The organism is Ureibacillus thermophilus (genome assembly GCF_004331915.1).
In the GTDB taxonomy this organism is placed as follows: domain Bacteria; phylum Bacillota; class Bacilli; order Bacillales_A; family Planococcaceae; genus Ureibacillus; species Ureibacillus thermophilus.
Window position 1 is genome coordinate 1,745,145 of sequence record NZ_CP036528.1, and the last position, 26,241, is coordinate 1,771,385.

Below are 26,241 nucleotides of genomic sequence, written 5' to 3' on the forward strand. Positions count from 1 at the left end.
GGAGCAGTATCCGCACGAAATGAGGAGGTAAACGCACGAAACGGAGCAGTATCCGCACGAAATGAGGAGGTAAACGCACGAAACGGAGCAGTATCCGCACGAAATGAGGAGGTAAACGCACGAAACGGAGCAGTATCCGCACCAATTGGAGGAATAAACGCACAAAAGGTGGAAGTATCCGCACTAATTGGGGGAGTAAACGCACAAAAGGTGGAAGTATCCGCACTAATTGGAGGAGTAAACGCACAAAATGGAAATTCATCCGCACTAAATGAAAATCCACCCCACCAAATAAGAAAAAAGACCGAATAGTGAAACTCATTGTTTTCTCCATTCGATCTTTTTTAAAACTTTTAGACATCTCGTTCTTTTTAAGTGTTTGGCATTTTCTTCTTAGAAAGGAAGAAGGATAGGATGAAGCCAATGAATGCAAATATAAATGCTACGAAGAAGGCCGTTTTAATTCCGTTTGAAATTTCATAGCCAGCTACTTGTTGAGCATTTCCAGCACTCATCACTGTTACAAGGAGCGCTGTGAAGATGGAGGCGCCGACTGTCCGGATCGTGTTGTGCATAGCCGTACCATGGGCAATCAATTCGCGGTTCAATGAATTGATTCCAGCGGTCATCAACGGCATGGAAAGCAATGCAAAGCCGAGCATTTGGATTGTAAACATGATAGACACGGCAACAAATGGAGTATTTTGGTCGATGAAGTTATACAAAACGCAGGCCAATACGATACAACCAAATCCGCTGATGGCTAATCCCTTTATTCCGAATCTGTCAAATAATTTTCCTGAAACCGGCGACATGGCACCTGTGATGATGGCACCCGGCAAAAGCATAACCCCAGAAGTGAGGGCAGAACCTTGTTGAATCTTCTGTACGAAAATAGGCAAGATGGTTTCAATGCCGATCAGCAACCCGAATACAACGATGGAAAGAATCGTCGTCAACGTAAATTCCTTGGATTGGAACACGGTGAAATTCAACATCGGCTGCTGCAGCTTAAATTGTCTTCTGATGAAGAATATTAATGAAAAACTACCGATGACGATGGAAAGAATCACGTTTGTACTTGCCCATCCATATGATCCTACCAAACTCGTTGCATAAAGGATGCCGCCCCAACCAAAGGAAGACAATATCACCGACAATACATCCAGTTTTCTTTCATGTTGTGTGGTCACATTTTTCATTAAAAAGATGGAAAGAATGAACACAATCAGCGTAAATGGCAAGACGGTAAAGAATAAAAATCTCCACGAAAAGTGATCAATAATCCATCCTGCAAGAGTCGGTCCAATAGCTGGAGCAAAACCAACTACAAGGCCGCTCATTCCCATGGCAGCCCCGCGTTTTTCCACAGGATAGATGGAGAAAATAACTGTTTGCATCAACGGCATTAACATTCCTGCACCAATCGCCTGAATAATGCGGGCAGCTATGAGTAGCCAGAAATTCGGGGTTATGGCTCCGATGAATGTACCGATGGCAAAGACGCCGAGGGCAAAAATTAATAATGCTTTACTGCTATATTTTTCAATGAGAAATGCAGTAATTGGAATCATCACTCCATTGGCCATCATAAACCCGGTCGTCACCCATTGGGCAAGTGATGGACTGATGGAGAATTCCTCCATAATTGACGGCAATGCCACAATAAGAAGCGTTTGGTTCAGCAAAGAAACAAAGGATGCCGCAAGCAAAATGCTGACGATTACATTGCGGTTATATGAAACTTTATTTACCATATCCAAATCAATTCTCCTTTGCTATAGAAAGGAAATAATAAAGAAAGCTTAAAATATTTCAGAAAAGAAATCAAGAAAAGAGAAATGAATCACATGTATGGAATATCTTTCTTCGAACATAATAACAGCAAAAACTATAAACAGATAGGCAGGTGATTTTGAATGTCACCATTTTTTAAGAAGAGCAATCACAATACAGATAAAACAGATGTATTTCTGGAAAGCAAGATTGTCAATGAATATAAAGAGAAACCACTCTCACCCCGACTTGAAGAGAATATCCAGATTTTGAAAAAAATTTTCGAAAAGGACATGGATTATTCCATTCGACGATTTGAACTTTTTCAAAAAACCCCATCAGCCATTGTGTATCTCAATTCATTGGTTGATAAAAAAGTCATCAATCAGGACATTCTCAAACAATTGCAAGAACATGTGATGACAGAGGAACAACACGCCAATTTACCACAGTATATTATGGAAAATATACTTTATTATAACGACGTGGTAACGGTTCAAAATCTATCCCAAGTGATTGGTGCTATTGTACAAGGGAAAGCCATTGTGATAATTGATGGTATCCAAGAAGCACTGGAACTCGATGTTTTAATAAAGGAAAAACGAAGCATCGAGGAACCGGAAACGGAGCGGGTTGTACGGGGGCCAAGAGATGGATTTATTGAACAAATACAAACAAATATTGCATTGTTGCGGTATCGTCTTCCCATTCCGGAATTTCGTGTGGAGGAAACGGAAGTGGGCGTTCGTACGAAAACGAAAGTGGTTGTTTGTTATATAGAAGATATAGCCAACCCCACTTTAGTACAAGAAGTGAAGAAAAGAATTGATGCCATTGAAATTGATGGCGTTTTGGATTCTGTCTATATCGAGCACTTTCTAGAAGATAATCCTATTTCTCCATTCCCTCAGCTGATTAACACAGAAAGGCCAAATCGGGTGATAGGGAATCTATTGGAAGGCCGTGTTGCCGTTTTAGTCGATGGAAGTCCATCAGCATTAATTGCTCCTGCAACGTTCAACGAATTTTATCATACAGAGGAAGATTACAATCAACACTGGGTGTTTTCCTCTTTAGTCCGGATATTTCGGATTATGGCGCTTTCATTTTCATTAACCTTTTCTGCCATATATGTAACCGTCTTTTCGTACCATCCGGAGTTGATTCCGGCCAAATATGTCGTTGCGGCTTCCACCGGCGCCCTCACCATTCCATTTCCAATCGTGTTTGAAGTACTAGTGCTGGAGTTTTCGATGGAAGTGTTGCGGGAAGCGAGTGTGCGAATGCCGCAACAAGTCGGCGGCGCTTTATCGATTGTAGGAGTGCTTGTTGTTGGGCAAGCTGCCGTACAAGCAGGGTTTGTAAGTCCCATCACCGTTGTTATTATCGGGATGTCAACGATTGCTTCCTTTGCTGTCCCTGCATATAATGCAGCCAATACGTTCCGCATGCTACGATTTCTTCTAATTATTTTAGCAGGTGTATTAGGGTTACTGGGAATTGCATTGGGACTCATCCTTGTAGCGAATCACATGCTCTCATTACGTTCTTTTGGCGTTCCATACATGTCACCTTATGCACCATTAGATATAAAGTCTTTAAAAGATTCCATTATTCGAGCTCCATATAGAAAAATGATGCAACGTCCAGCGAAAATTCATCCGCAAGATAAAACGCGAATAGGAGATGTACCAAAAGACTATACAAATTACAACTTTCTCAATAAAGAAGAAAGGGAAAAACTATGAAGCATTCGAAGCATACGGATTTAATTAGTTCAATTCAGTTTGCAGGTATTATTGCAAGTACAATTATCGGTGTTACTTTATTGGTTTTGCCGAGAATTATTGTGACAGAAGTAGGAGAAGCAGCCATTATAGTCAGTATTACTGGTTTAATGATTTCATTTATCAGCCTTATGGCGTTAATTCTGTTAGGAAAAAAATACCCAAATCATACGATTATGGGATGCAATCGGATGTTATTGGGCAAATTTATTGGAACGTTTTTCAATTGTTTGATTGTCATCTTGGCGATTATAATCATGAGCTTTGAAGTGAGGGAATTTGCGGAAGTTCTGGCAAACGGTTTATTGCCGAATACACCGATTGAAATTTCCATCATCTTAATGATTATCGTTTGTGCATTAGCTGGTTTTCACAATGTTTCTACCTTTGCCTATATTCACTTTTTTTATTTACCGTTTATATTGATTCCAATGATTTTATTTTTCCTTGCCTTTGAAGACATCAAAGTGTATCATTTTTTGCCTATTTTAGGCCATAATTTGTCGTTCAAAGAGTTTATGCATGGAGCTTTAAACATGGCAAGTGCGATTACAAATTTTTATGTGATTGCCATGTTGTCTCCATATATAAAGGATTATAACAAAAGTTTGAAACATGGAATTTGGGGATTCTTTTTGGGAGGAGTAACCATCATTTATACCATTGTAGTATCTCTAGGTGTTTTTGGGGTAGTAGAATTACACAAAATCTATTGGCCTGTTTTATCCCTTAGCCGAATCATCGAAATACCGGGAGAAGTGTTGTCGAGAGTGGATGCGATCGTTCTCATTAATTGGATTTTTGCGGTTTTTACAACATTGCTTTCTTATTATTTTGTCATTGTTCGGGGAACGGCAGAGATATTTCGTACAGACAAATATCACTTCATCGCAACTCTTATGGTTCCGGTTGTATTTATCGTAGCATTGGTTCCGAATAATATTTACGAAATATATCGCTATGGCATTAAAGTCGCTGGTTTCGCGATGATTTTATATATAATACTTCCAATTTCTTTATTAATCATCGGCCGTTTTCGTAAAAAGGTGGGAATGCAATGAAAAAGTTCCTTTTATCATTTGCATTGATGAATACCGTTTTGTTGTTATGCGGATGCTGGGACCGTTATGAAATAGAAGAACGGGCAAATATTTTGGCACTTTCCATTGATATTGCCGATGAAGGTGATGATATTGTGATGCATGAAGTAACCCATGCAAAAGGAGAATTTCCTGTAACAGAAGATCAAGTCGTTTATAAAATGACTGCTCAACTGGCAGTGCCAGGGAAAGTCATGCTAGGCCCTTCAGGAGGAGAAACGAATTCTGAAGAGACCGATTGGCTGTTGGTAGCTTACGGGTATTCGATGAAAGATGCGCTCTCCAATTTGCAACAAGAGCTGGCTGAAAGAATTTATTTGGGCCATATTCAAATCATCGTCGTAAGCGATAAAATTGCCAAAAGTGGTCTAAAAGATATTATGGATTTTTTAAGAAGGGATTTTGAAGTGAGAAGAACGTCTTGGCTAATGGTTACAGAAGGAGATGCACAAGAGATATTAAAAGCCACTCCTCCAGTTCAAACTGTTCCTTCTTTGTATTTGGCAAGTACGTTACAAGATGCCGTTCGATATGGAAAATTGCCGAGCGAGTATCTAGGGAAAATATGGATCGATTTTTCAGATATCGGCGTGGACGCCATGGTTCCACTCGTCAAATCGAAGGGAGATCATATTTTAGTGGACGGGCTCGCTTATTTTAGAGGATACAAGATGGTAGGAAAGCTGTCCCCAACCGAAACAGGAGCGGTGTTGGCATTGCAAGGAGAAAATCCCGCAGGTTATACGAATGTCGTGAAACCCGAGAATCAAAAAGGAGTTTACCTTGTAAAGCCATTACGAAGAAAATCCAAAATTTCAATAGACCTGGTGAATGGACAACCTAAAGTATCCATTCATATGAAAATAGAAGGTTTTATAGAAGAAGAACTTTATACAAAAGATTTAAATGAAAAAAAATTGGAGGAAATTGAAAAAACTATTTCCAAATTTGGTGAAAAGTCGTTATTGGCGCTGATGAAAAAATTGCAGGAAGATGAGTCCGATCCCCTTGGCCTTGGGGCAATGGTAAGAGCATATTATCCTAAATACTGGAATGAAAAAGTTAAAGACAATGAAGGATGGTATAAAGTGTATAAAGATTTAGACATTACCATCCATTTGGATTATAAAATCCGAAGAACTGGTTTGGAATGGGGTTAATCAGTTTAATTGTAGCTGCCTATAAATGATATACTCATTGTTAGGCAGTTTTTTTTTGAAGAGGCCCTGTGGGATTAATTGGAGGTAGCACGATAAACAGGAGCTGCCTATATTGTCGAGATACCTTTCAGATGAAAATCAGTTGAAAGAATTTTTCTTGGATGAAGGTGCTCTCGATAACAAAAAAAGGAGGGAGCAATTTGGGCAAAATCATTTTTATTACCGGTGGAGTTCGGAGCGGAAAAAGCGCATTTGCAGAACATTATGCAACAAACCTTTTTGAACAATATCAAAAAGGTTTATATTATATTGCTTCCGGCGTTCCTTTCGATGAAGAAATGAAAAAGCGCATTCTTCGCCATCAAAAAGATCGGGAACAATCGAACATGCCGTGGATAACAATGGAAGTTGAGGATGACTTACCAGCAATCACTTTTGAAAAGCATGATATTATATTATGGGATTGTATCACCACATGGATTAATAACATCTTGTATAAAACGGAAAAATTGAAAGATGAAAGATACTTGAAAATTCAGCAATACATTGAAAGCTTTCAAAAAAGAATCATGAAATGGAAAGAGGACGGATCGATTCTCATACTCGTATCGAATGAAGTGCTCGATGAAGCAGCTTCTCCCTTTGAGGAAGTTAATTTATATCGGGAACTGATTGGAAAGCTTCATCAATGGATTGTGGCGATTTCTGATGAAGCATATGAATTGGATTATGGATTAAGTGTACGTAAAAAATAGGCGGTGTTTGTGTGAAAAATTTAGTGACTGGGTTTTTATTAGCCTTGCAATTTTTTACGTCTTTCCCTATTCGAAAGACTTTACCGATGACGAATAAGAGCGTTACAGCCATGTTTGGTGCTATGCCTTTCGTCAGCTTGTTGATGGGACTAATCATTGTTTTTGTTCTAACGGTGAATAATTATTATTTTGAATTCTCCCCTTTGTTTTTGGCAATCCTTGTCGTTGTATTGAACATTGTGATGACAGGCGGTTTGCATCTCGACGGATGGATTGATTTGGGGGATGCGTATTTTTCCTATCGGGATCGACAACGACGGTTGGAAATATTGAGTGATTCCCGTGTAGGTGCTTTTGGGGCTATCGCTTTAGTCATCCTGTTGTTATTGAAAATCGGCATTTTTTATGACATGTTCCTTAAACGTCCATCGAATTTATATTACTATTTTCTTTTTGTGCCCGTACTATGCCGAATGGCGATGCTGATCTACTTTAATTTGTCGGTCAATGTGAAGGAATCGGGTTTGGCGTCTTTCTTTAAAAATCAAGTGATGCCGAAACGTTTATGGATATTTATTGAATGTTATTTAGTCTTTATCATAATCGCTGCATATTTGTTAAAAGATATCTTTTTGGTTGTTTTGCTTTTCAGCATGTTCATTGTTACTTTGTTATATCGTAAATGGACGTATGTGCATTTCGGCGGCATGACGGGCGATTTGCTCGGTGCATTATATGAAGGGATGGAACTGGTGTTATGGGGGGTTCTTCTGTTATTGTTCATTTGATTCGACATGAAAAAACGAAAGCGAATTTAGAGAGAAAATATATCGGATGGACGGATGAATCCATCGTTTATGATAAGGTGAATTGTATAGTTCCGATACATACCGATGTTGTCTATGGCAGCGACTTAAAACGCTGCTTGGAAACGGCTCGACTCTATTTTCCCAATGCCGTTTTTCATCCATTTTTCGAGTTGAGAGAATTGAATTTTGGAGATTTTGAAATGAAAACCTATGAAGATTTAAAAGATGATGAACGGTATCGGCAATGGATTGATGTTCCACAAAAGGTGACTCCTCCAAATGGTGAAGCTTTTACAGCTTTTCAAAAGAGGGTGTTGGATTGCTTTCAACAAATTGTAGAGCACCCTGGGATATATGTGTTTGTTGTTCACGGTGGTGTAATCCGATTGATTCTATCTAAATTTTGCGAGGAAAAAAACTTTCAGGAAGTGGTGGTGCAGCATCGAAATATATATACACTTTTCTGGGATGATATAGAGTCATTGAAAGGGGGAGAAGTATGCAATCGATTATCGGTGGCGCCTATAATGGTAAACGAAAATTTGTAAAACAATTATTAGAGGGGCAGCGGGTGCATTTCTTTGAAGGGGAAATTCCAGACAGACCTTTTACAAAAGAGGAATATGTCGTTATTGGCGGTTTTGAAAAAATGATTCCGATGTTTGGAGATTTGACGGAAGATGAAATTGTGAATCAACTGATGGACAAGTTAAGGAAATTGGATGAAGAGACGAATTTGATTTGCATTTGCACAGAGATCGGCCGCGGCATCGTCCCCCTTTCCAAGGATGACCGCCATTTGAGGGATACTTGCGGCAGATTGTACCAGCAGCTTTTTAAGCGAAGCGAAAAAGTCATTCGAGTATGGTACGGAATTCCAGAAATATTAAAAGAAAATAGGGAGTGACCAGCATTTCATGGTGGATGATAGGGTCGTTGAAAAAGTTAAAATATTAAAAAATATTAATTAATATAGAAAAATATGAATAAAGCAGAAATAAACCGCAAAAATGACTACTTATATTCCCTGGATAAAAAAATTTCTTCTATAATTATATGTATTTTTTCATATATAACAGAAGCAACAAAAAAATATTGTTATATAACAAAAATAATGCTAGGATATGTTTATATTAAAAAACTTTCTAGAAATAATTTTCAAGGGGATTTCTAAGGAAGTGGAGAAAGAAGAAGGGGGATGTAAGGATGAATGCGATTTCACTTGTAATTGGTGCAATCTGTATTCTAGTGATTGCCTATCGCTTCTACGGCATTTTCTTTACAAAGAAAGTGTTGAAAATCAATGATAATCAACCGACCCCAGCACATGTAAATAACGATGGGAGAGATTTTGTTCCAACCAATAAATGGATCGCCTTTGGACATCATTTTGCAGCGATTGCAGCGGCAGGTCCGTTGGTAGGTCCGGTGTTGGCAGCGCAATTTGGCTATCTTCCAGGATATTTATGGTTATTGATTGGTGCTGTTATTGGGGGAGCAGTACATGATGCAGTCGTATTATTTGCATCGATGATGAAAGGCGGAAAATCCCTTTCTGAAGTAATGAAAGAAGAATTAGGACCAGTTGCTGGTTTTTGTACAGGACTAGCCATGCTTTTCATCATTACGATTACAATGGCTGGACTTTCCATGGTGGTTTTAGGAGCATTGGCAGAGAATCCTTGGGGAACATTCGCGGTTGCTTCTACTATTCCAATCGCCATGCTGATGGGCTTAATCAATAAGTTTACTGGAAATATCAAATTATCCACTATCCTTGGTGTAATTTTGTTAGTTGCAGCCGTATTTTACGGACCAAATCTGCAAGGTACTTGGTTAGGGGAAGTATTGACATTAGATAAAGAAACTTTAGCGATGATCTTGCCGATTTACGCATTCTTTGCAGCAGCGTTACCGGTATGGTTTTTGCTTGCACCGCGTGACTACTTGTCCAGTTTCATGAAAATTGGAGTATTTATTGCGTTAATCATTGGTGTATTTATTATCAATCCAGCGATTCAATTCCCTGCTATTATTCCGGATTTTCTAAACGGCGGAGGTCCAATTGTCGCAGGTCCTGTGTGGCCGTTCGTATCCATAACGATTGCATGCGGTGCGATTTCAGGTTTCCACGCATTCGTAGGATCTGGTACGACTCCGAAAATGTTAAACCGATGGGAAGATATCCGACTTGTTGGATTCGGTGCCATGTTGGTGGAATGTGTTGTTGGGGTAATGGCTTTGGTCGCTGCAACTGTATTACATCCAGCCGACTATTTTGCAATCAATACTTCACCTGAAAGATTTGCTCAATTAGGTATGACTATCGTTGATTTGCCAGTGCTCTCAGAAGCGATTGGCATGGAACTTGAAGGACGTACTGGCGGTGCTGTGACATTGGCGGTAGGTATGGCATCCATTTTCTCAGGAATCAAATGGTTCAGCCATTTGACGGGCTATTTCTATCAATTCGTGATCATGTTTGAAGCTGTATTCATTCTAACTGCAATTGATGCAGGTACTCGTACAGCACGTTATTTAATCCAAGATTTCTTAGGAAATGTAATTAAACCGTTGAAGAAAACGGATTCGATGTTCGGTGCAATCGTAGCAAGCGCCTTGGCCTGCTTAATGTGGGGATATTTATTGAATTCCGGCGACATCGCATCCGTATGGGCACTGTTTGGTGTTTCCAACCAATTGATGGCCTCTATCGGTTTAGTATGCGGCGTTACATTTGTCTTGAAAATTGCCGACAAACGCATTTATGCTTTAACTTGCTTCATTCCACTCGCCTACTTATATGTATCAGTAAACGTGGCAGGCATCTGGATGATTAAAAACGTTTATTGGAACGAAGCGGCTGGAGGATATAATGTAGTCAATGGGGTTCTATCCGTAATTATGTTAATACTTGGCGTGGTCATTGTAATCACATCGATTATAAAGTGGAAAGAGCTTTGGTCAAGCCCACGCTTCAGCAAAGTGGCTGTAAATTCTTAATTCTATAGATTTAGGATGGGGAAATCAAGTTCAATTAAGGGGAAAAAATAGATATTGAAGATTGTTTAACATGAAACGCACAGGCATTCTGTGCGTTTTTTTAATTTTTAGAATGATGCCTATTATTATCATAAATTTATTATTGAATTTTTAAGAAAAAATGGAAAAATTATAATAAAATAAGAAATAATCATATTATTTCGAATTTTTTACCTTTTAAAATAATTAAACCTTATAGATTGGGGTTGGATATATGAAGGTAAGGGAATTAGGTATTAAGATTGGCAAATTGCCGGTTGGAAGAAAAAACTGCATTACAGATGTGGAGGGGGTAAGAGTAGGTCATGTAACCCTGGATTTTTCCATTGATGATAAAGGTGAATATGCATGCACAGGCGTAACGGCCATATTGCCCCATGGCGGAAATTTATTTAAAGAAAAAGTAACGGCAGCAAGCTATGTGATTAATGGTTTTGGAAAAACGACTGGCCTTGTTCAAGTAAATGAATTAGGCGTTATCGAATCCCCGATTATGTTGACAAATACCTTTGGCGTTCCTAATGTGACTCAAGGCACTTTGGAGTATATGCTGGAAGAAAATCCGGAAATTGGAATTTCCACGGGAACCATTAATATCGTTGTCGGCGAATGCAATGACAGCTATTTAAATTCGATTCGCAAATGTCCAGTAAAGCCTGAACATGCCATTGAAGCCATTCGAAACGCGTCGCAGGATACAGCGGAAGAAGGGGCGGTTGGGGCTGGAAAAGGAATGATTTGTTTTGGATATAAGGGAGGGATTGGCTCTTCTTCTCGAATCGTTGAAAACGGGGGGCTTACATACACAGTTGGTTGTTTAGTATTAAGCAATTTTGGGGAAAGCCATGAATTTCGAAGCGAGCAATACAAAGTGGAGAAATCACAAGAAAATGCCACTGTGAAACCTACAGACGGTTCCATCATCATGGTGCTTGCCACAGATGCGCCATTATCTAGCCACCAGTTGCTTCGCGTTATAAAACGGTGTGGAATTGGACTGGCGAGAACCGGAAGCCATTATTCCCACGGCAGCGGAGATATTGTTATTGGATTTACAACAGCCCACAAAATTCCTCATTTCACTGATAATATGGTGGAATCCAGAAATCAGCTCAGAGAAGATCATGAAGTAATGAATTTATTATTTACTGCTGCTATAGAAGCAACAGAAGAAGCTATTTTAAATTCTTTATCCCAGGCAGTGACAACAACTGGAAGAAACGGGCATGTTGTTCATGCGTTTAAATGGTAAGGAAGATGGATTGTGTAATCCTTAATATTACTTATTTTCCATAAAAAACAAATGAATAACTAGCAAAAATAAAAAAAGTATGCTATATTTCAGTTTAAATATTAATTATTCTAAAAATTTTGTGATTTTATAATATTGAAAAAATGTAATGTTTGAGGTGGTTTTCATACAGGATTTTTTACTTGCACCCATAGACGTTTATCAAACTCCATTACAACAAAGAATGTCGCAGATTATTGAATGCAAGGAACCGCTCATCAAAGTGCAACAAGAACCCAACAGATTATTTATTAAACCCATATATTTCCAACAAAATATACCATCTAGTATAAATTCCATTTATTTGCGCGAGGAGGTATATCTTCGTTTAAAAAAAGCTTTAGACCTTTTGGCGTGCCAATATAGTTTTATCCTCTATGATGGATTTCGCCCATATCAAGTACAAAAAGCTTTATTTGATTTGTTTTATGCGACAATCCAAAAGCAAAACAAAGAGCTTTCGGATGAAGAAATATTGCAAGAAACTTTAAAATATGTCGCCTTGCCGAGCATGGATCCATTCAAAACTTCTCCGCATATCACAGGGGGGGCCATTGATCTTACATTGGGTGACGAGAATGGAAATGAGCTCGACTTAGGAACACAATTTGATGAAATAAGCGAGAAATCCGCAACGAGATATTTTGAAAACCACCCTGAAGAAAATGCTGAAGCACTCCGAAATAGAAGAATTTTATACAACTGTTTGACAAAAGTTGGATTTAATAATTATTCGGAAGAATGGTGGCATTATGATTTTGGAAATATCTCCTGGGCAAGACGGGCAAAGGAAAAAATCGTGCGGTATGGTCCGATAATAGCAGAAATAAACAACCACGATGTAAAGGAGTATAGGTATTTATGAAAGTATTTATTAGTGCAGATTTAGAAGGGGTTGCGGGTTCAACCACTTGGATTGAGACGGAAAAAAATGCGCTGGATTATGTACCTTTTCAAAAGCAGATGACAAAAGAAGTGGAAGCTGCAATTGAAGGAGCCATCGCTGGCGGCGCAACGGAAATCGTTTTAAAAGATGCCCATGACTCTGCAAGAAATATTGATATTTCAAACTTGCCGGAAAATGTGAAAATTATCCGCGGCTGGACTGGCGATCCAATGTGTATGGTTGCCGGTTTAGATGAAAGTTTTGACCGCGCTATTTTTATCGGCTACCACAGTAAAGGCGGAAGCCATCGTAATCCATTGGCGCATACGTTAGTGGTCAGTGCCGATGTAAAAATCAATGGAGAATATGCAAGTGAATTTTTAATTAATACTTATGCAGCTGCACTGCATGGAGTTCCGGTCGCCTTTGTCAGCGGGGATGTTGGACTGACTGAGGAAGTGAAATCTTTAAACGAAAATATTGTAACTCTACCAATCAAAGAAGGCATTGGCGGTGCAACCGTCAGCATCAGCCCGAAACTAGCGTTGAAAGAGACTAAAAGATTAGTAGAGGAAGCGATGAAAGTGGATCGGAAATCTCTCCAAATAATGCTTCCAAAGCATTTCGTTGTGGAGATTATTTACAGAGATCATACGCGTGCTTATCGAAACTCCTTTTATCCTGGGGCTCAATATAAACCACATAATACCGTGATATTTGAAACAGACAATTATTTCGATGTGTTACGTGCATTGCAATTTTTAACATAAAGGTGGATTAGCATGAAAATTACAGACATCCAATGTTTTGATGTGGAAGTCCCTCTCATTACACCATTTAAAACGGCATTAAGAACAGTAGATAAAATCAAAAATATTGGGGTTTATATCTATACAGATGAAGGGCAGGTCGGCATAGGAGAAGCGGCTCCTACTGCTGTCATTACAGGTGAAACCCGCGAATCCATTATCGGGGCAATTCAACTATATATAAAACCTGCAATTATAGGCATGGAAATTGAAGAAATTGCTCTAATTATGGAGCGCATCGACCAATGCCTCCATAAAAATACAGGCGCAAAAGCAGCGGTGGATATGGCCATTTATGATTTATTTGCCAAGCGCTATAACGCGCCTTTATATAAAGTGTTGGGCGGCTACCGCAAAGAGCTTGTAACGGACATCACAATCAGCGTCAATGATGTCCAGACGATGGTGGATGACAGTTTAAAAGCAGTGGATCGGGGATATGAAATTTTGAAAGTTAAAGTAGGAAAAAATCAGGAAAAAGATGTTGACCGGGTCATTGCCATAAGAAAAGCTGTAGGACCAAAAGTAAAAATCCGTGTAGATGCAAACCAAGGATGGTCTCCTAAAGAAGCTGTCAGAATTATTCGTAAATTAGAAGATGCCGATGTCAACATAGAGTTAGTAGAACAGCCTGTTCACTATGCTAATTTGGAAGGCTTGCAATATGTCACAGCCCATACCGAAACCAACATATTAGCCGATGAAAGTGTGTTTTCTCCAAAAGATGCATTGAAACTTATCGAGATGCGCGCCTGCGACTGCATCAATATTAAATTGATGAAAACAGGCGGGATTTACCAAGCCCAGAAAATTGTTCACATTGCTGAAGCATATGGCATAGAGTGCATGATCGGCTGCATGTTGGAAACAAAAATCAGCGTAAGTGCTGCAGCGCATTTTGCTGCATCACAAAAGAACACTACAATGGTGGATTTAGATGGGCCAAGCCTTTGTTTGAAAGATCCTGTAACAGGTGGTCCAACATTCGAAAACCAATGGATAAGAATGTCTGATGCCCCTGGAATAGGATTTTCAATATAAAATTTTTTAGAAATATAGGGGGGTCAAAATGAAGAAAAGCTTGAAAATGTACTTACTCTTTTTGCTGGCTTGCATTTCTCTTATTCTAGCAGCATGCAGCGAAGATGAGGAAGAAACAAAAGAAAAAGAATCTGTATACCGCATCGTGTACTCAGGTGAAATTAAAACGCTGAACTATTTAAAAACATCTGAGACAAATGAGTTTGCTGTTGCTGCAAACTTGGTGGATGGCTTAATCGAGTATGACAAATACGGGGTTCCTCAACCAGGTTTAGCTGAATCTTGGGAATCAAATGAAGATGCTTCCGTATGGACATTTAATCTTCGAAAAGGCGTTAAATGGGTGGATTATGAAGGCAATGAAGTTGCTGAAGTAACTGCTCATGACTTCGTGGATGGTTTGAAATATGTGCTTGATGCGAAAAATGAATCTTCCACAGCTTGGATTGCAACAGTCGTGAAGAATGGTAGTGCCTTTTACGACGGAGAAATTACAGATTTTTCACAAGTAGGTGTAAAAGCTCTTGACGATTATACGCTCGAGTACACATTGGAAGGGCCAACTCCTTATTTCCTTTCCATGTTGAACTATGTATGTTTCTTCCCGGTTTATGGAGAGTTTTTAGAAGAAAAAGGAGATGCCTTTGGTACTTCCAAAGAAAACTTCTTGTACAACGGAGCTTATTTATTAACTGATTTTGAACCGCAAAATAAACGGGTATTGACGAAAAACCCTACTTACTGGGATAAAGACAATGTATTTATCGACAAAATCGAGTACAAGTATAACAAAGAAGCAGCGAACGTAGCGCCGGAATTATTCTTGCGCGGAGAAGTGGATGAAGCTGCTATCCCAACGGCAATTTTAGATGATTGGTTCAACGATCCTAAGAAAAAAGATTTAATTCGTCAAAGTACAACAAGCTTCTACTCTTATTTCTATGCATTCAACTTCGATCCGCAATTTGATGCAGAATATGAGCCAGAAAACTGGAAAGTGGCAGTGAATAACAAAAACTTCCGTAAATCTTTATTCCATGCCCTTGACCGCGTTTCTGCCATGTTGACAGAAGAACCTTATGAACCAGAATCATTATTAAACAATACCATCACACCTAAAAACTTTGTGGATGTAGATGGTGTCGACTATACACAATTAGAACCGTTGGCGAAATTTACAAATAATGATTCCTTTGATAAAGACCTAGCGCTTGAATATAAAGAAAAAGCGATGGCTGAGCTTCAAGGAAAAGCAACTTTTCCTGTGAAAGTCTTAATGCCTTACAACTCTGGAATGCCAGACTGGGCAAACCGTGCGCAAGTGATTGAACAACAAATGGAAAATCTATTAGGCAAAGATTATATTGACATTATTGTGTATGCAGGACCTTCAACAGGATTCCTTGGCGAAATCCGCCGTCCAGGTAAGTTTGCCTTTATGGAAGTGAACTGGGGTCCAGACTATGCGGATCCATCCACTTACACAGACCCATTTACTACAGGCGGAACATATAACAAACCAGAATTAGCAGAAGGATATACAGATACAAATGGCCAACCAATCTATGACAATATGGTCAACAAAGCAAAAGCAGCTATTGACCCGAAAGAGCGTTATCCATTATTTGCTGAAGCGGAAGCATTCTTAATTGAAGAAGCATTCGTTGTTCCATACAAAGTAGGTGGTTCAGGATATATTGCATCAAGATTGAATCCATTTGATGCACAATACTCTCAATTCGGCGTTTCCAACGAGAAATTCAAAGGCCGCAAATTGTTGGACAAACCAATGAACAACGAACAATTCAAAGAAGCAAAAGCACAGTGGGAAAAAGAACGTGCTCAAGCTTTAGCTGAAGCGAAATAAAACATTTATTCAATGAATTGATTCATAGAATTGCGTTTGAAGAAGGAGATGGCCTAGTATCATCTCCTTTCTTCACTTCTATAGGCAGCAAGGGGGGACGAAAATGATAGAGTATATCTGGAAAAGGCTTTTGCAGTCGGTAGTGACGCTATTTATTATTGTGACCGCGGTGTTTTTATTACTGCGTTTATTGCCTGAAGAAGGCTATTTAGGTGCTGCTGCTGATAAAATGACGCCGGAACAACAAGAAATTTATTTAACGAATTTAGGGCTGCGGGATCCAATACTCGTTCAATTAGGAAACTTTTACATAGATTTATTGAGAGGTGATTTTGGAAAATCCATTACCTACCGTACGGATGTACCTGTGATGGATATTATTTCAGATAAAATCATGTATTCTTTAACTTTTGGAGTGGCTGCGGTCATCGTTTCCATTCTCATTGGGGTTCCATTAGGGATTTTAATGGCCCAATTTAAAGGAAGATGGCTAGATCGACTAGGGACAGGCTATATTGTTTTTATTGTGGCAGTGCCTTCCATGGTTTATTTCTTGCTTATCCAAGTCTATATCACAGATTTTTTCAATTTGCCTATGTTGTTTGATGAAGATAGGCCAATTACTTGGGTTTTGCCGCTCATTTCATTATCTTTGGGGCCTATCGCTTCTTATGCCATGTGGATGAGACGTTATATGGTGGATGAATTAAATAAAGACTACATTAAATTGGCAAGAGCAAAAGGTGTTAAAGAGCGTACAATCATGTTTCGCCATGTATTAAGAAATGCCTTTATACCACTTTCTCAATATTTGCCAGCGACAATTTTATTAACAATAACGGGTTCAATTTATATTGAATCTCTATATTCCATTCCAGGAATGGGTGGCTTGCTTGTAGATGCCATCCAGCGTCAAGATAATCCCCTTGTTCAAGCACTTGTCTTGATCTTCTCATCTTTAGGGATCATCGGCCTATTTTTAGGTGATGTTTTAATGGCCCTCGTTGATCCTCGCATTAAATTTGGAAAAGGGGAGAGTGTTCGCTGATGGGCTTATATTCAGAAGAAATTCGCAATATTACAGACAAATCGACGGAACAATTATTTGAATTTGCTGCGCAAGATGAAGATCAGGCAGAAAAAATAGGCTATTCCAATTATTCTTATTGGCGGTCTACTTGGCAGTCTTTTTTAAAAAATAAAGTGGCCGTAACTTTGCTCATTTTAGTTCTTGCCCTAGTATTGTTTGTTTTAATTCAACCTTATTTGCCAAACCAAAAATCGCCAACAGAAATCTACTTGGATCCGGATACAGGCTATCAAGCTCGAAATGTCAAACCGAACGAAGATTTTTGGTTCGGGACAAACTCCATTGGCCAAGACTTATGGTCGCGCATTTGGGCAGGAACTAGAACTTCATTATTTATCGGTGTCGTTGTCGCCGTTGTGGAAGCCATCATTGGCATTGCGGTTGGCGCCCTTTGGGGATATTCCAGAAAATTAGAAGGTACCATTACCCATGTTTATAACGTGTTCGAAAATATCCCAACGATTATCGTATTAATCTTAATGTCTTTAATATTACGCCCTAGTATCTCAACCATTATTATTGCGATGTGCATCACCGGTTGGGTGGAGATGGCAAGATTTATCCGAAACCAAATCGTCATTTTGAGAGATCGGGAATATAACTTAGCATCAAGAACATTGGGAACACCAACATCCCGCATTATTTTGAAAAACTTATTGCCGTATTTAATTTCGATTATTATGCTGCGAATGAGTTTAGCGATTCCTTTCGCCATAGGTTCAGAAGTATTTTTAACTTACATCGGCCTAGGGCTACCGGTAAGCGAACCATCTTTAGGAAATTTAATCAATGAAGGTCGAGTATTGATGATGTCTCCGGATTTGCGATATCAGCTTCTATTCCCAAGTATCGTATTAAGCTTTATAACGATTTCCTTCTATATTATAGGAAATGCCTTTGCTGACGCAGCTGATCCGAAAAATCACGTATAGGAGGCATTCAGATGAAAGAGACAAAGGAAAAAATCTTATCTATAGAAAATTTAGTCATTAAGTTTTCATTGCGCGGTAAAGTCCTGACAGCGATTCGCGACGTATCTTTAGATTTGTATAAAGGCGAAAGTTTAGCCATCGTAGGTGAATCTGGGTCGGGAAAATCGGTTCTAATGAAATCTATAATGGGATTATTAGATAAAAACGGCTACATTGCGCAAGGTAAAATTCTCTATCAAGAAAAAGATTTAGCCCAATTCAAAACGGAAAAGGATTGGTTAAAAATCCGTGGGAAAGAAATTGCCATGGTAACCCAAGACCCGATGACTTCCCTCAACCCTCTAAAAAACATCGGGAAGCAAATAGAAGAGGCGGTTGTTTTGCATCAAGGATTAAAAGGTAAAGAAGCCTATGAAAAGGTGCTTCAATTGCTTCGAGATGTGGGCATCCAAGATCCGGAAAGGCGATACAAACAATATCCCCATGAATTTTCTGGTGGAATGCGTCAACGAATTGTTATCGCCATCGCCATTGCCTGCAATCCAAAAATATTAATATGCGATGAACCAACTACGGCTTTGGATGTAACGATTCAGGCTCAAATTTTAAACTTGCTGAAAACGCTTCAGGAAAAATATCAGTTAACTACGATTTATATTACCCATGACTTGGGGGTCGTTGCAAAAGTAGCCGATCGGGTTGCGGTCATGTATGCAGGCGATGTCATTGAATTTGGAAAAACGGATGAAATCTTTTTTAATGCAAAACATCCGTATACCTGGGCTTTAATTTCCGCCCTTCCACAATTGGGTGAAAAAGGAAAAGAATTATATTCCATTAAAGGAACGCCTCCAAATCTATTTAAAGAAATCAAGGGTGATGCTTTTGCCCCTCGCAATCCGTATGCGTTGAAAATTGATTTTGTAGAAACCCCACCCTACTTTAAAGTAAGTGATACGCATTTTGCGAAAACTTGGCTGATGCATCCCAATGCCCCAAAAGTAGAGCCTCCTGAAGTGTTAAAAAAATTCTTTGAAGAAGGGAGACTGTATGCCCATGGGGGATAGAGAAGTATTGCTGGAAGTGAAAAAATTAAATGTGACTTTTGGAAAAGGCAAGAAAAAATTTGAAGCCATAAAAAATGTAAGTTTTCAAATCTACAAAGGCGAAACCTTTGGATTAGTAGGGGAATCAGGCTCTGGAAAAACTACGATTGGCAGAGCCATCATGCGTTTAAATGAGGTAACCAGCGGCGAAATTTTGTTTAAAGGCAAGCGCATTAATGGAAAAATACCAAAAGATTGGGATCGTGAAATCACCCAAAAAATCCAAATGATTTTCCAAGACCCAATGGCTTCTTTAAATGAACGGGCAAAAGTAGAGTATATTATTAGCGAAGGTTTAATCAATACAAAGAAATATTCCAATGCAAATGAACGGCAAGAGAAGGTGCGGGATGCATTGCTGCAAGTTGGGCTTTTGCCGGAGTTTGCTTCCCGCTTTCCCCATGAATTTTCCGGCGGCCAGCGCCAGCGGATTGGGATAGCCCGTGCTTTAGTCATGGAACCAGAGTTTATTATTGCCGATGAGCCCATTTCTGCACTGGATGTTTCTATTCGGGCGCAAGTTTTAAATCTATTAACTAAACTGCAGCAACAAAAAAATTTGACTTATCTTTTCATTGCCCACGATTTATCCATTGTCCGCTTCTTCACTGATCGGACAGCTGTGATTTATAAAGGAAACATTGTGGAATTGGCAGAGACCGAGAAAATATTTTCCAATCCTCTTCATCCATATACTCGTGCATTGTTGTCCGCTGTTCCTGAACCGAATCCATACAAGGAACGCAGCAAAAAAATGGAAATATACGATCCTTCTCAACATCACTACGATAAAATGCCTCCTTCTTTTGTTGAAATTGAAGAAGGTCATTTTGTCCTTGCCAATGAAGAAGAAGTGGAACGATACTGTGAAATTCTAAAAATGGGGGTAAGCATGTGAGAATTCCAAAATCGTTAAAAAAAGGAGATACCATTGGTTTAATCAGCGCGTCAAGCCCAACGCCGCCAGAAAATTTGCCAAAAGCCATTAAATCGGTGGAAGACCTTGGCTTTAACGTCGTTGTAGGGGAAACATGCAAGGAAAGACATGGGTATTTAGCCGGGAAAGATGAATTGAGAGCAAATGAAGTCAATGAAATGTTCCGCAATCCTGAAATTGACGGGATTTTCTGTATACGTGGAGGATATGGCGCTGCAAGAATTTTGCCACTATTAGACTTAGAAATGATTAAACAAAAGCCGAAAGTCTTTGCAGGCTATAGCGATGTAACAGCGCTTCATATTGTATTCAATCAAAAATGCGATTTTGTTACATTCCATTCGCCGATGCCTTCCACAGAATTTATCAAAGAAGAAATGGATGAATATACGTGGAATTCCTTTTTATCATGTGTAATGGATACGGAACGGTCTGATTATGTGTTGGAAAATGCGGATGGAAAACCGATGACGGTTCTTGTTCCTGGCGAAGCAACTGGGGAACTGGTTGGCGGAAATTTAACATTAGTGGCTTCCTCATTAGGCACTCCTTACGAAATTGATACAAAAGGAAAAATTTTGTTCTTGGAAGATATTGATGAATATGAACGAAGTGTAGACCGGATGCTGACGCAGCTGAAACAAGCAGGCAAGTTTGATGATGCAGCGGGCATTTTGTTAGGCGGCTGGACAAATTGCGGTCCGCAAAATCCGGAAAAGCCTGAACAAAGCTTGCGATTACTAACAATCTTTGAGGAAATTTTAGTACCGACAGGCAAACCGATATTAATGGACATTACATGTGGTCATGTGTTGCCTACGATGACGCTGCCATTAGGCAAGAAGATTACATTTAATACCGAAACGAAAACGATTAAAGTGATTGGATAGGTGGCAAGATGGAACAAATCCGAACCTTGTTGAAACAAGTGGATTGTAAAACACATCTTTTTGTGAAAGATTTAAAAACGAACGAATACCTAATCGCTGAAAAGATGGATGAAGTTTTCTCGAGCGCAAGTATTATTAAAGTTCCGATTTTATGCGCCGTCCTTCATTACGTACAGGAGCATCAGCTTTCCTTAAATCATTCAGTCGATATTTCACCTGAAAATAAAGTGGACTTCAGCGTCATTACAGAACAGGATTTAACCACAAGCACCATTTATGAGTTGCTCTATTGGATGACTGTTGTAAGCGACAACTCTGCCACTAATGTATTGATTGATTTACTTGGCTTTGATTATTTGAACACATATTTCCATAATATCGGCTTGAAAAATACAAAGCTGCAACGGAAGATGATGGATTTTGACCGGTTGAATCAAGGATATGATAATGTCACAACAGCAAGGGATATGGCAGATTTATTTACAATGATTTCCCAACAAACATTATTGCCTGAAAAGCTAAATCGATTAGCAATTGACATATTATGCAAACAAACAGACTATGAACGTTTAAAGAGATATATTAAAGATGCCCGAATCGCCCACAAAACGGGCAGTCTGGATACAGTATGCCATGATGTGGGAATTGTGTATCATCGAAATGGGAACTATATCATCGGTGTATTTTTGACAGAAGTGAGAGACTTTGAAATGGGAAAACGATGGATTGGACGCATTTCAAAAATGGTGTATGACTATTATGAATCAGATAAAGGGGGAGAAACCCTATGAAAGCCATCGCGAACGAGATGATTGTGACGCTGTATAAAGAACCAGATGCAGCTTCTGAATGCATTGATGAAGTATTATATGGAATGGTCGTTGACATTTTAGAAGATGTCAATGAAACATGGGTATATGTCCAAACAGCCTATCGATACGAAGGTTATTGTTTAAAAGAACAACTGCTGGTAGATGATAAGAAGGCAAATCAATGGAATGAGGACGCAAAGCATATTATTATCCAAAACTTTGCGGATGTTTTAAAAGAACCGAAAATTCAAAGCAGCAAACTAGCGACCTTGGCAAGAGGCTCTCTTATTACAATGATCGAAGACCCGGAATCGGAAGAGTGGTCAAAAATACAATTGGCGGATGGAAAAATTGGATATACTCGAACTTATTGGATTCGCAATAGAATCGTAGAAAATCTTTCTGAAGAAGAATTCAGGGAAAAGGTAGTCCAAACAGCATTGAGTTATTTAAAGACGCCTTACCGTTGGGGAGGAAAAACACCCCTTGGCATTGATTGTTCAGGATTATGTTCCATGGCTTATATGTTAAATGGGGTGTATATTTACCGGGATGCTCAAATTGTGAAAGGGTTTCCAATTAAGGAAATTTCCTTTGAGCAAATCCAAAAGGGAGACTTGCTCTATTTCCCTGGACACATCGCCATGTATATGGGAGATGGACTCTATGTGCATTCTTCCCTCGGCGGAAATGAAGTAAGTATCAATAGTCTTGATGCCAATCATCCACAATATCGCAAAGATTTAGCAACTTCCATTACGGCGGTTGGAAGTCTTTTTGGATAGATAATCGAAATGATAATGGACTGGTTAGAATCATTTAGATTTTCTAATCAGTGCATTATCTATTCAAAAAAATTCGAATAAAACAGAAAAAATCTTCATATAAAACAAATTTGTTGTTTCAAATGAGAAAAAAGAATTGTATAATGTTACTATTAAATTTTGGCTAAATTGTGAACGGGATGGGGTTCACCTTTGATGACTCAAGGGGGTAGGGCATAATGAAATATTTTATCAATATGTTCGCATTAATATTAATTTTAGGGTTGATATTGCTAGGAATAAGCTTTGTTTCCAATCTTTCCTTCTGGTATGGAGTTAGTTTCGTCCATGGCAGCTTTTATGTATTGCTTACGGGGCTTTTTCTTCTTTTAATCGAGGAATATGAAATGAAGACAAAAAAGAAGAGGTTTGGACAAATCTAAAAAACATCATTTTCTCCAAAGAGAAACTGATGTTTTTTAATATGTTATTTGGTTTATGTCCCAGCCTCTTCTAAACTTGATTACATATCCCAAACGAAGATTAATAGAGAACCGATAATTGTGACAACAGCAATTATAATCCCATAAAGTATATTCGTATAAATGGCTGTTCCATCCTCTGTTTCACCGGCATGCATAAACAGCACGAGCTGCACTGTCGCTTGGACAAAAGCCGTTACAAGCAGAATCGTCATCGCTACCGGGAAAGAGAAATCCATAATATACACAAGCAAAGCTACAATCGTCAACACTAATGAAAAGATATAGCCGCCGACTTGTTTTGCTGGAAACAATTCTTTCATCTTACATCATTCCTTTCAAATAGATGAAGCTGAAGATGAAAATCCAGACAACATCTAAGAAGTGCCAGTATAGAGAAAAGATAAAGGATTTATTCGCTGTTCTTGGATTGATGCCATCTTTTGCAACTTGGATCAGGATGCATAATCCCCAGAAAAATCCTAGAGTTACGTGTGCTCCATGGGTGCCGAGCGTCGTCAAAAGAGCTGCGGTAAATCCGCTCGTTTGATAAGTTGCACCCACATGATAGTAGTGAATAAATTCATTGATTTCTGCTGAAAGGAATGCGACGCCAAGCGCAAGGGTAATTCCTAGGAAGGCAAGCATCGCTTTTTTATGCCCAATGCGCATCGCATGTACCGCAAGACCAATCGTGAAACTGCTTGTTAACAAGATAAAAGTTTCAAAGAGGACTGGAGAAATTTCGAAAATTTCCGGTCCAGTTGGTCCATTGCCAGTTCGATTTTCCATAATGAAATAAGCTGTGAATAATGTGGCAAACAACATAATTTCCGCGCCAAGGAAAATCCAGAAACCGAGGATATTCAATTGGTTTTGCTGTGTACTATATTCAAGAGGCTGCGTGTGATCGATTTTCATGAATGAGCACCTCCATACGTGCTTTCAGTCGCTTTAATTTCCTCTACAGAAATGTGGCGTCCGTCATCTTTTTCAAAGGAACGCAGAACCATGCAAGCAAAGATGCCGATTAGTGCGACAACTGCTGGCACCCATAAGGCGAAGACGAAGGAGAAGCCAGCTATGAAGAAGATTACCCCCATAATAAACGGAACACCGCTATTATTTGGCATGTGGATTTCTTCAATTTCGCCTTTAAATAGTTCATGTCCACGTTTTTTCGCATCCCAGAATGCTTCGCTGGATGCTACATGTGGTGTGCGGGCAAAGTTGTATTCAGGCACTGGATTGTGTGTCGCCCATTCTAAAGTGCGGGCATTCCATGGATCTTCTCCTACATTTCTTGGAGAGTTTTTAAAGCTATAAATAATGTTAAAGACAATGATGCAGAAGGATATCGCCATTAACCCTGCGCCGATAAATGCCACAAAGTTTAAAGTTCCAAAACCTGTTGCTTCAGAGTAAGTGTACATGCGGCGTGCTTGTCCATTTAAACCAGTGATGTACATTGGGAAAAAGGCAAGTACAAATCCGATTGAAAGGAACCAGAATCCCCATTTCCCAATACGTTCATTCAACATAAAGCCAAACATTTTTGGCCAGTAGTATGTGAGTCCAGCCAACATCGCAAAGACTACGCCTGGAATAATCGTGTTATGGAAGTGGGCGACTAAGAACATCGTATTATGATATTGGTAGTCTGCTGCTGACATGGCAAGCATAACCCCAGTTACCCCGCCGACTGTAAAGAGTGGAATAAATCCAATTGAGTAAAGCATTGGAACGGTAAATCGAATTTTCCCTTTCCACATTGTCAAAAGCCAGTTGAAAATTTTCACCCCAGTTGGCACCGCAATAGCCATCGTTGAAATGGAGAAGATGCTGTTTGTTAATGCACCTTGGCCCATTGTAAAGAAGTGGTGGGTCCAAACAAGGAATGATAGTAGGGAAATAATGACCATGGAACCGACCATGGATTTATAGCCGTAAAGATTTCGGCCAGAGAAAGTGGAAATCACTTCACTGTAAATACCAAAAGCTGGCAAGATCAAGATATAGACTTCAGGGTGTCCCCAAACCCAGAAGAAGTTTGCCCAAAGCATATCCATACCGCCGTTTGTTGACGTAAAGAAGTTTGTTGCAAATAAACGGTCAGTCGTTCCCATTAATAACGCAATAGTTAATACCGGGAAGGCAAAAATGATAATGACGCAAGCCATAAAGCTGGCCCATGTGAACATTGGCATTTTCATCAATGTCATGCCAGGGGCGCGCATTTTTAATATGGTTGTAATCATATTGATTCCGGTCATTAAGGAGCCAATCCCGGAAATCTGAATGGCAATCATGTAATAGTTCGTTCCGACAGATTCACTAAATTCCGTTCCGGCAAGCGGGAAGTAAGATGTCCATCCTGCATCCGGTGAACCGCCGATGACGAAGGAAATGTTAAATAGCATCGCCCCAGCAGCAAATAACCAGAAGCTGATGGCATTAAGTCTAGGAAACGCCACATCCCGCGCCCCGATTTGCAATGGAACAACGAGGTTCATAAAAGCGAAGATGAACGGCATTGCCATAAAGATAATCATAATAATTCCGTGGGTTGAAAACACTTCATTGTAGTGCTGAGGGTCGAGCAGTTTATTATCCGGTACGGCAAGCTGAGCCCGCAACATCAGGGCATCCACTCCACCACGGAACAGCATTAGTATTGCAGAGATTAAATACATCATCCCAATTTTTTTATGGTCCACTGTTGTCAGCCATTCCCGCCATAGGTAGCCCCATTTTTTAAAATAGGTTAAACCAAAGATAATAGCGAGGGAAACCACAACGATTGCGACCATTGAAGCATAGATGGCTGGATTTGGATTTGGCACTGCAAATCGTTCAAAAAATTCCATCGATTTTTCTCCTCTCAAACGTTCATAAAAATGAACAA

The 26,241-nt window shown here is 39.3% G+C and carries 26 protein-coding genes; 22 read left to right on the forward strand and 4 right to left on the reverse strand.

Annotated elements, in window-relative coordinates; translation table 11 throughout:
* A partial coding sequence (locus tag DKZ56_RS08640; protein WP_208649612.1) for a hypothetical protein occupies positions 1-312 on the forward strand: 312 nt, incomplete at its 5' end.
* 59 nt (positions 313-371) lie between these two features.
* Here the strand turns inward: DKZ56_RS08640 and DKZ56_RS08645 are convergent.
* Positions 372-1,757, reverse strand: a complete 1,386-nt coding sequence (locus tag DKZ56_RS08645) for a DHA2 family efflux MFS transporter permease subunit (protein ID WP_208652214.1) — start codon at positions 1,755-1,757, stop codon at positions 372-374.
* 162 nt (positions 1,758-1,919) lie between these two features.
* Between DKZ56_RS08645 and DKZ56_RS08650 the strand changes: the two genes are divergently transcribed.
* From DKZ56_RS08650 to DKZ56_RS08750, 21 genes are all read left to right on the forward strand, one after another.
* Positions 1,920-3,524, forward strand: coding sequence for a spore germination protein (locus tag DKZ56_RS08650; protein ID WP_208649613.1), 1,605 nt, complete (start codon positions 1,920-1,922; stop codon positions 3,522-3,524).
* Positions 3,521-4,624, forward strand: a complete 1,104-nt coding sequence (locus tag DKZ56_RS08655) for a GerAB/ArcD/ProY family transporter (protein ID WP_208649614.1) — start codon at positions 3,521-3,523, stop codon at positions 4,622-4,624. The genes DKZ56_RS08650 and DKZ56_RS08655 overlap by 4 nt, the downstream gene beginning before the upstream one ends.
* Complete coding sequence (locus DKZ56_RS08660; RefSeq protein WP_208649615.1) at positions 4,621-5,823, forward strand: Ger(x)C family spore germination protein; 1,203 nt, start codon at positions 4,621-4,623, stop codon at positions 5,821-5,823. The genes DKZ56_RS08655 and DKZ56_RS08660 overlap by 4 nt, the downstream gene beginning before the upstream one ends.
* Before the next feature lie 200 nt (positions 5,824-6,023).
* Positions 6,024-6,578, forward strand: a complete 555-nt coding sequence (locus DKZ56_RS08665) for a bifunctional adenosylcobinamide kinase/adenosylcobinamide-phosphate guanylyltransferase (protein ID WP_245989395.1) — start codon at positions 6,024-6,026, stop codon at positions 6,576-6,578.
* Positions 6,579-6,589: 11 nt separating this feature from the next.
* Positions 6,590-7,366: an adenosylcobinamide-GDP ribazoletransferase gene (gene cobS, locus DKZ56_RS08670; protein ID WP_208649616.1), complete on the forward strand. Its 777-nt coding sequence runs from the start codon at positions 6,590-6,592 to the stop codon at positions 7,364-7,366.
* A complete protein-coding gene (locus tag DKZ56_RS08675) occupies positions 7,336-7,935 on the forward strand; it encodes a histidine phosphatase family protein (protein WP_208649617.1) in 600 nt (199 codons plus the stop codon). Before cobS ends, DKZ56_RS08675 begins: the two co-directional genes overlap by 31 nt.
* Complete coding sequence (locus DKZ56_RS08680; protein WP_208649618.1) at positions 7,887-8,294, forward strand: bifunctional adenosylcobinamide kinase/adenosylcobinamide-phosphate guanylyltransferase; 408 nt, start codon at positions 7,887-7,889, stop codon at positions 8,292-8,294. Before DKZ56_RS08675 ends, DKZ56_RS08680 begins: the two co-directional genes overlap by 49 nt.
* A gap of 299 nt (positions 8,295-8,593) precedes the next feature.
* The gene (locus tag DKZ56_RS08685) at positions 8,594-10,390 is read left to right on the forward strand and encodes a carbon starvation CstA family protein (protein WP_208649619.1); all 1,797 of its coding nucleotides are present in this window, start codon (positions 8,594-8,596) and stop codon (positions 10,388-10,390) included.
* 253 nt (positions 10,391-10,643) lie between these two features.
* Positions 10,644-11,681: a DmpA family aminopeptidase gene (locus DKZ56_RS08690; RefSeq protein ID WP_208649620.1), complete on the forward strand. Its 1,038-nt coding sequence runs from the start codon at positions 10,644-10,646 to the stop codon at positions 11,679-11,681.
* Positions 11,682-11,904: 223 nt separating this feature from the next.
* Positions 11,905-12,585, forward strand: a complete 681-nt coding sequence (locus DKZ56_RS08695) for a M15 family metallopeptidase (protein WP_208652216.1) — start codon at positions 11,905-11,907, stop codon at positions 12,583-12,585.
* Positions 12,582-13,376: a M55 family metallopeptidase gene (locus DKZ56_RS08700; protein ID WP_208649621.1), complete on the forward strand. Its 795-nt coding sequence runs from the start codon at positions 12,582-12,584 to the stop codon at positions 13,374-13,376. Before DKZ56_RS08695 ends, DKZ56_RS08700 begins: the two co-directional genes overlap by 4 nt.
* 12 nt (positions 13,377-13,388) lie before the next feature.
* Positions 13,389-14,456 carry a mandelate racemase/muconate lactonizing enzyme family protein gene (locus DKZ56_RS08705; RefSeq protein ID WP_208649622.1) on the forward strand — a complete coding sequence of 356 codons (1,068 nt, stop codon included), beginning with the start codon at positions 13,389-13,391 and terminating at the stop codon, positions 14,454-14,456.
* A 28-nt stretch (positions 14,457-14,484) separates the two neighbouring features.
* The gene (locus DKZ56_RS08710) at positions 14,485-16,323 is read left to right on the forward strand and encodes a peptide ABC transporter substrate-binding protein (RefSeq protein ID WP_208649623.1); all 1,839 of its coding nucleotides are present in this window, start codon (positions 14,485-14,487) and stop codon (positions 16,321-16,323) included.
* Between the two features lie 103 nt (positions 16,324-16,426).
* Positions 16,427-17,371: an ABC transporter permease gene (locus tag DKZ56_RS08715; protein WP_208649624.1), complete on the forward strand. Its 945-nt coding sequence runs from the start codon at positions 16,427-16,429 to the stop codon at positions 17,369-17,371.
* Positions 17,371-18,345, forward strand: a complete 975-nt coding sequence (locus DKZ56_RS08720; RefSeq protein WP_208649625.1) for an ABC transporter permease — start codon at positions 17,371-17,373, stop codon at positions 18,343-18,345. The genes DKZ56_RS08715 and DKZ56_RS08720 overlap by 1 nt, the downstream gene beginning before the upstream one ends.
* An 11-nt stretch (positions 18,346-18,356) precedes the next feature.
* Entirely contained in the window at positions 18,357-19,412 is a 1,056-nt protein-coding gene (locus DKZ56_RS08725; protein ID WP_208649626.1) for an ABC transporter ATP-binding protein, read from the forward strand.
* Positions 19,402-20,349, forward strand: coding sequence for an ATP-binding cassette domain-containing protein (locus DKZ56_RS08730; RefSeq protein ID WP_208649627.1), 948 nt, complete (start codon positions 19,402-19,404; stop codon positions 20,347-20,349). The genes DKZ56_RS08725 and DKZ56_RS08730 overlap by 11 nt, the downstream gene beginning before the upstream one ends.
* Complete coding sequence (locus tag DKZ56_RS08735) at positions 20,346-21,278, forward strand: S66 peptidase family protein (protein ID WP_208649628.1); 933 nt, start codon at positions 20,346-20,348, stop codon at positions 21,276-21,278. The genes DKZ56_RS08730 and DKZ56_RS08735 overlap by 4 nt, the downstream gene beginning before the upstream one ends.
* Before the next feature lie 8 nt (positions 21,279-21,286).
* Complete coding sequence (locus tag DKZ56_RS08740; protein WP_208649629.1) at positions 21,287-22,069, forward strand: serine hydrolase; 783 nt, start codon at positions 21,287-21,289, stop codon at positions 22,067-22,069.
* A complete protein-coding gene (locus tag DKZ56_RS08745) occupies positions 22,066-22,875 on the forward strand; it encodes a C40 family peptidase (RefSeq protein ID WP_208649630.1) in 810 nt (269 codons plus the stop codon). Before DKZ56_RS08740 ends, DKZ56_RS08745 begins: the two co-directional genes overlap by 4 nt.
* Before the next feature lie 218 nt (positions 22,876-23,093).
* The gene (locus tag DKZ56_RS08750; protein WP_208649631.1) at positions 23,094-23,297 is read left to right on the forward strand and encodes a hypothetical protein; all 204 of its coding nucleotides are present in this window, start codon (positions 23,094-23,096) and stop codon (positions 23,295-23,297) included.
* An 80-nt stretch (positions 23,298-23,377) separates the two neighbouring features.
* On the opposite strand, the gene qoxD is transcribed toward DKZ56_RS08750, so the two are convergent.
* The 3 genes from qoxD to qoxB are packed head-to-tail and all read right to left on the reverse strand — an operon-like array spanning position 23,378 to position 26,203.
* Positions 23,378-23,659: a cytochrome aa3 quinol oxidase subunit IV gene (gene qoxD / locus DKZ56_RS08755; protein ID WP_208649632.1), complete on the reverse strand. Its 282-nt coding sequence runs from the start codon at positions 23,657-23,659 to the stop codon at positions 23,378-23,380.
* Position 23,660: 1 nt separating this feature from the next.
* The gene (qoxC, locus tag DKZ56_RS08760; protein WP_208649633.1) at positions 23,661-24,257 is read right to left on the reverse strand and encodes a cytochrome aa3 quinol oxidase subunit III; all 597 of its coding nucleotides are present in this window, start codon (positions 24,255-24,257) and stop codon (positions 23,661-23,663) included.
* Positions 24,254-26,203: a cytochrome aa3 quinol oxidase subunit I gene (qoxB, locus tag DKZ56_RS08765; protein WP_208649634.1), complete on the reverse strand. Its 1,950-nt coding sequence runs from the start codon at positions 26,201-26,203 to the stop codon at positions 24,254-24,256. Before qoxB ends, qoxC begins: the two co-directional genes overlap by 4 nt.
* Between the last annotated feature and the right edge of the window lie 38 nt (positions 26,204-26,241).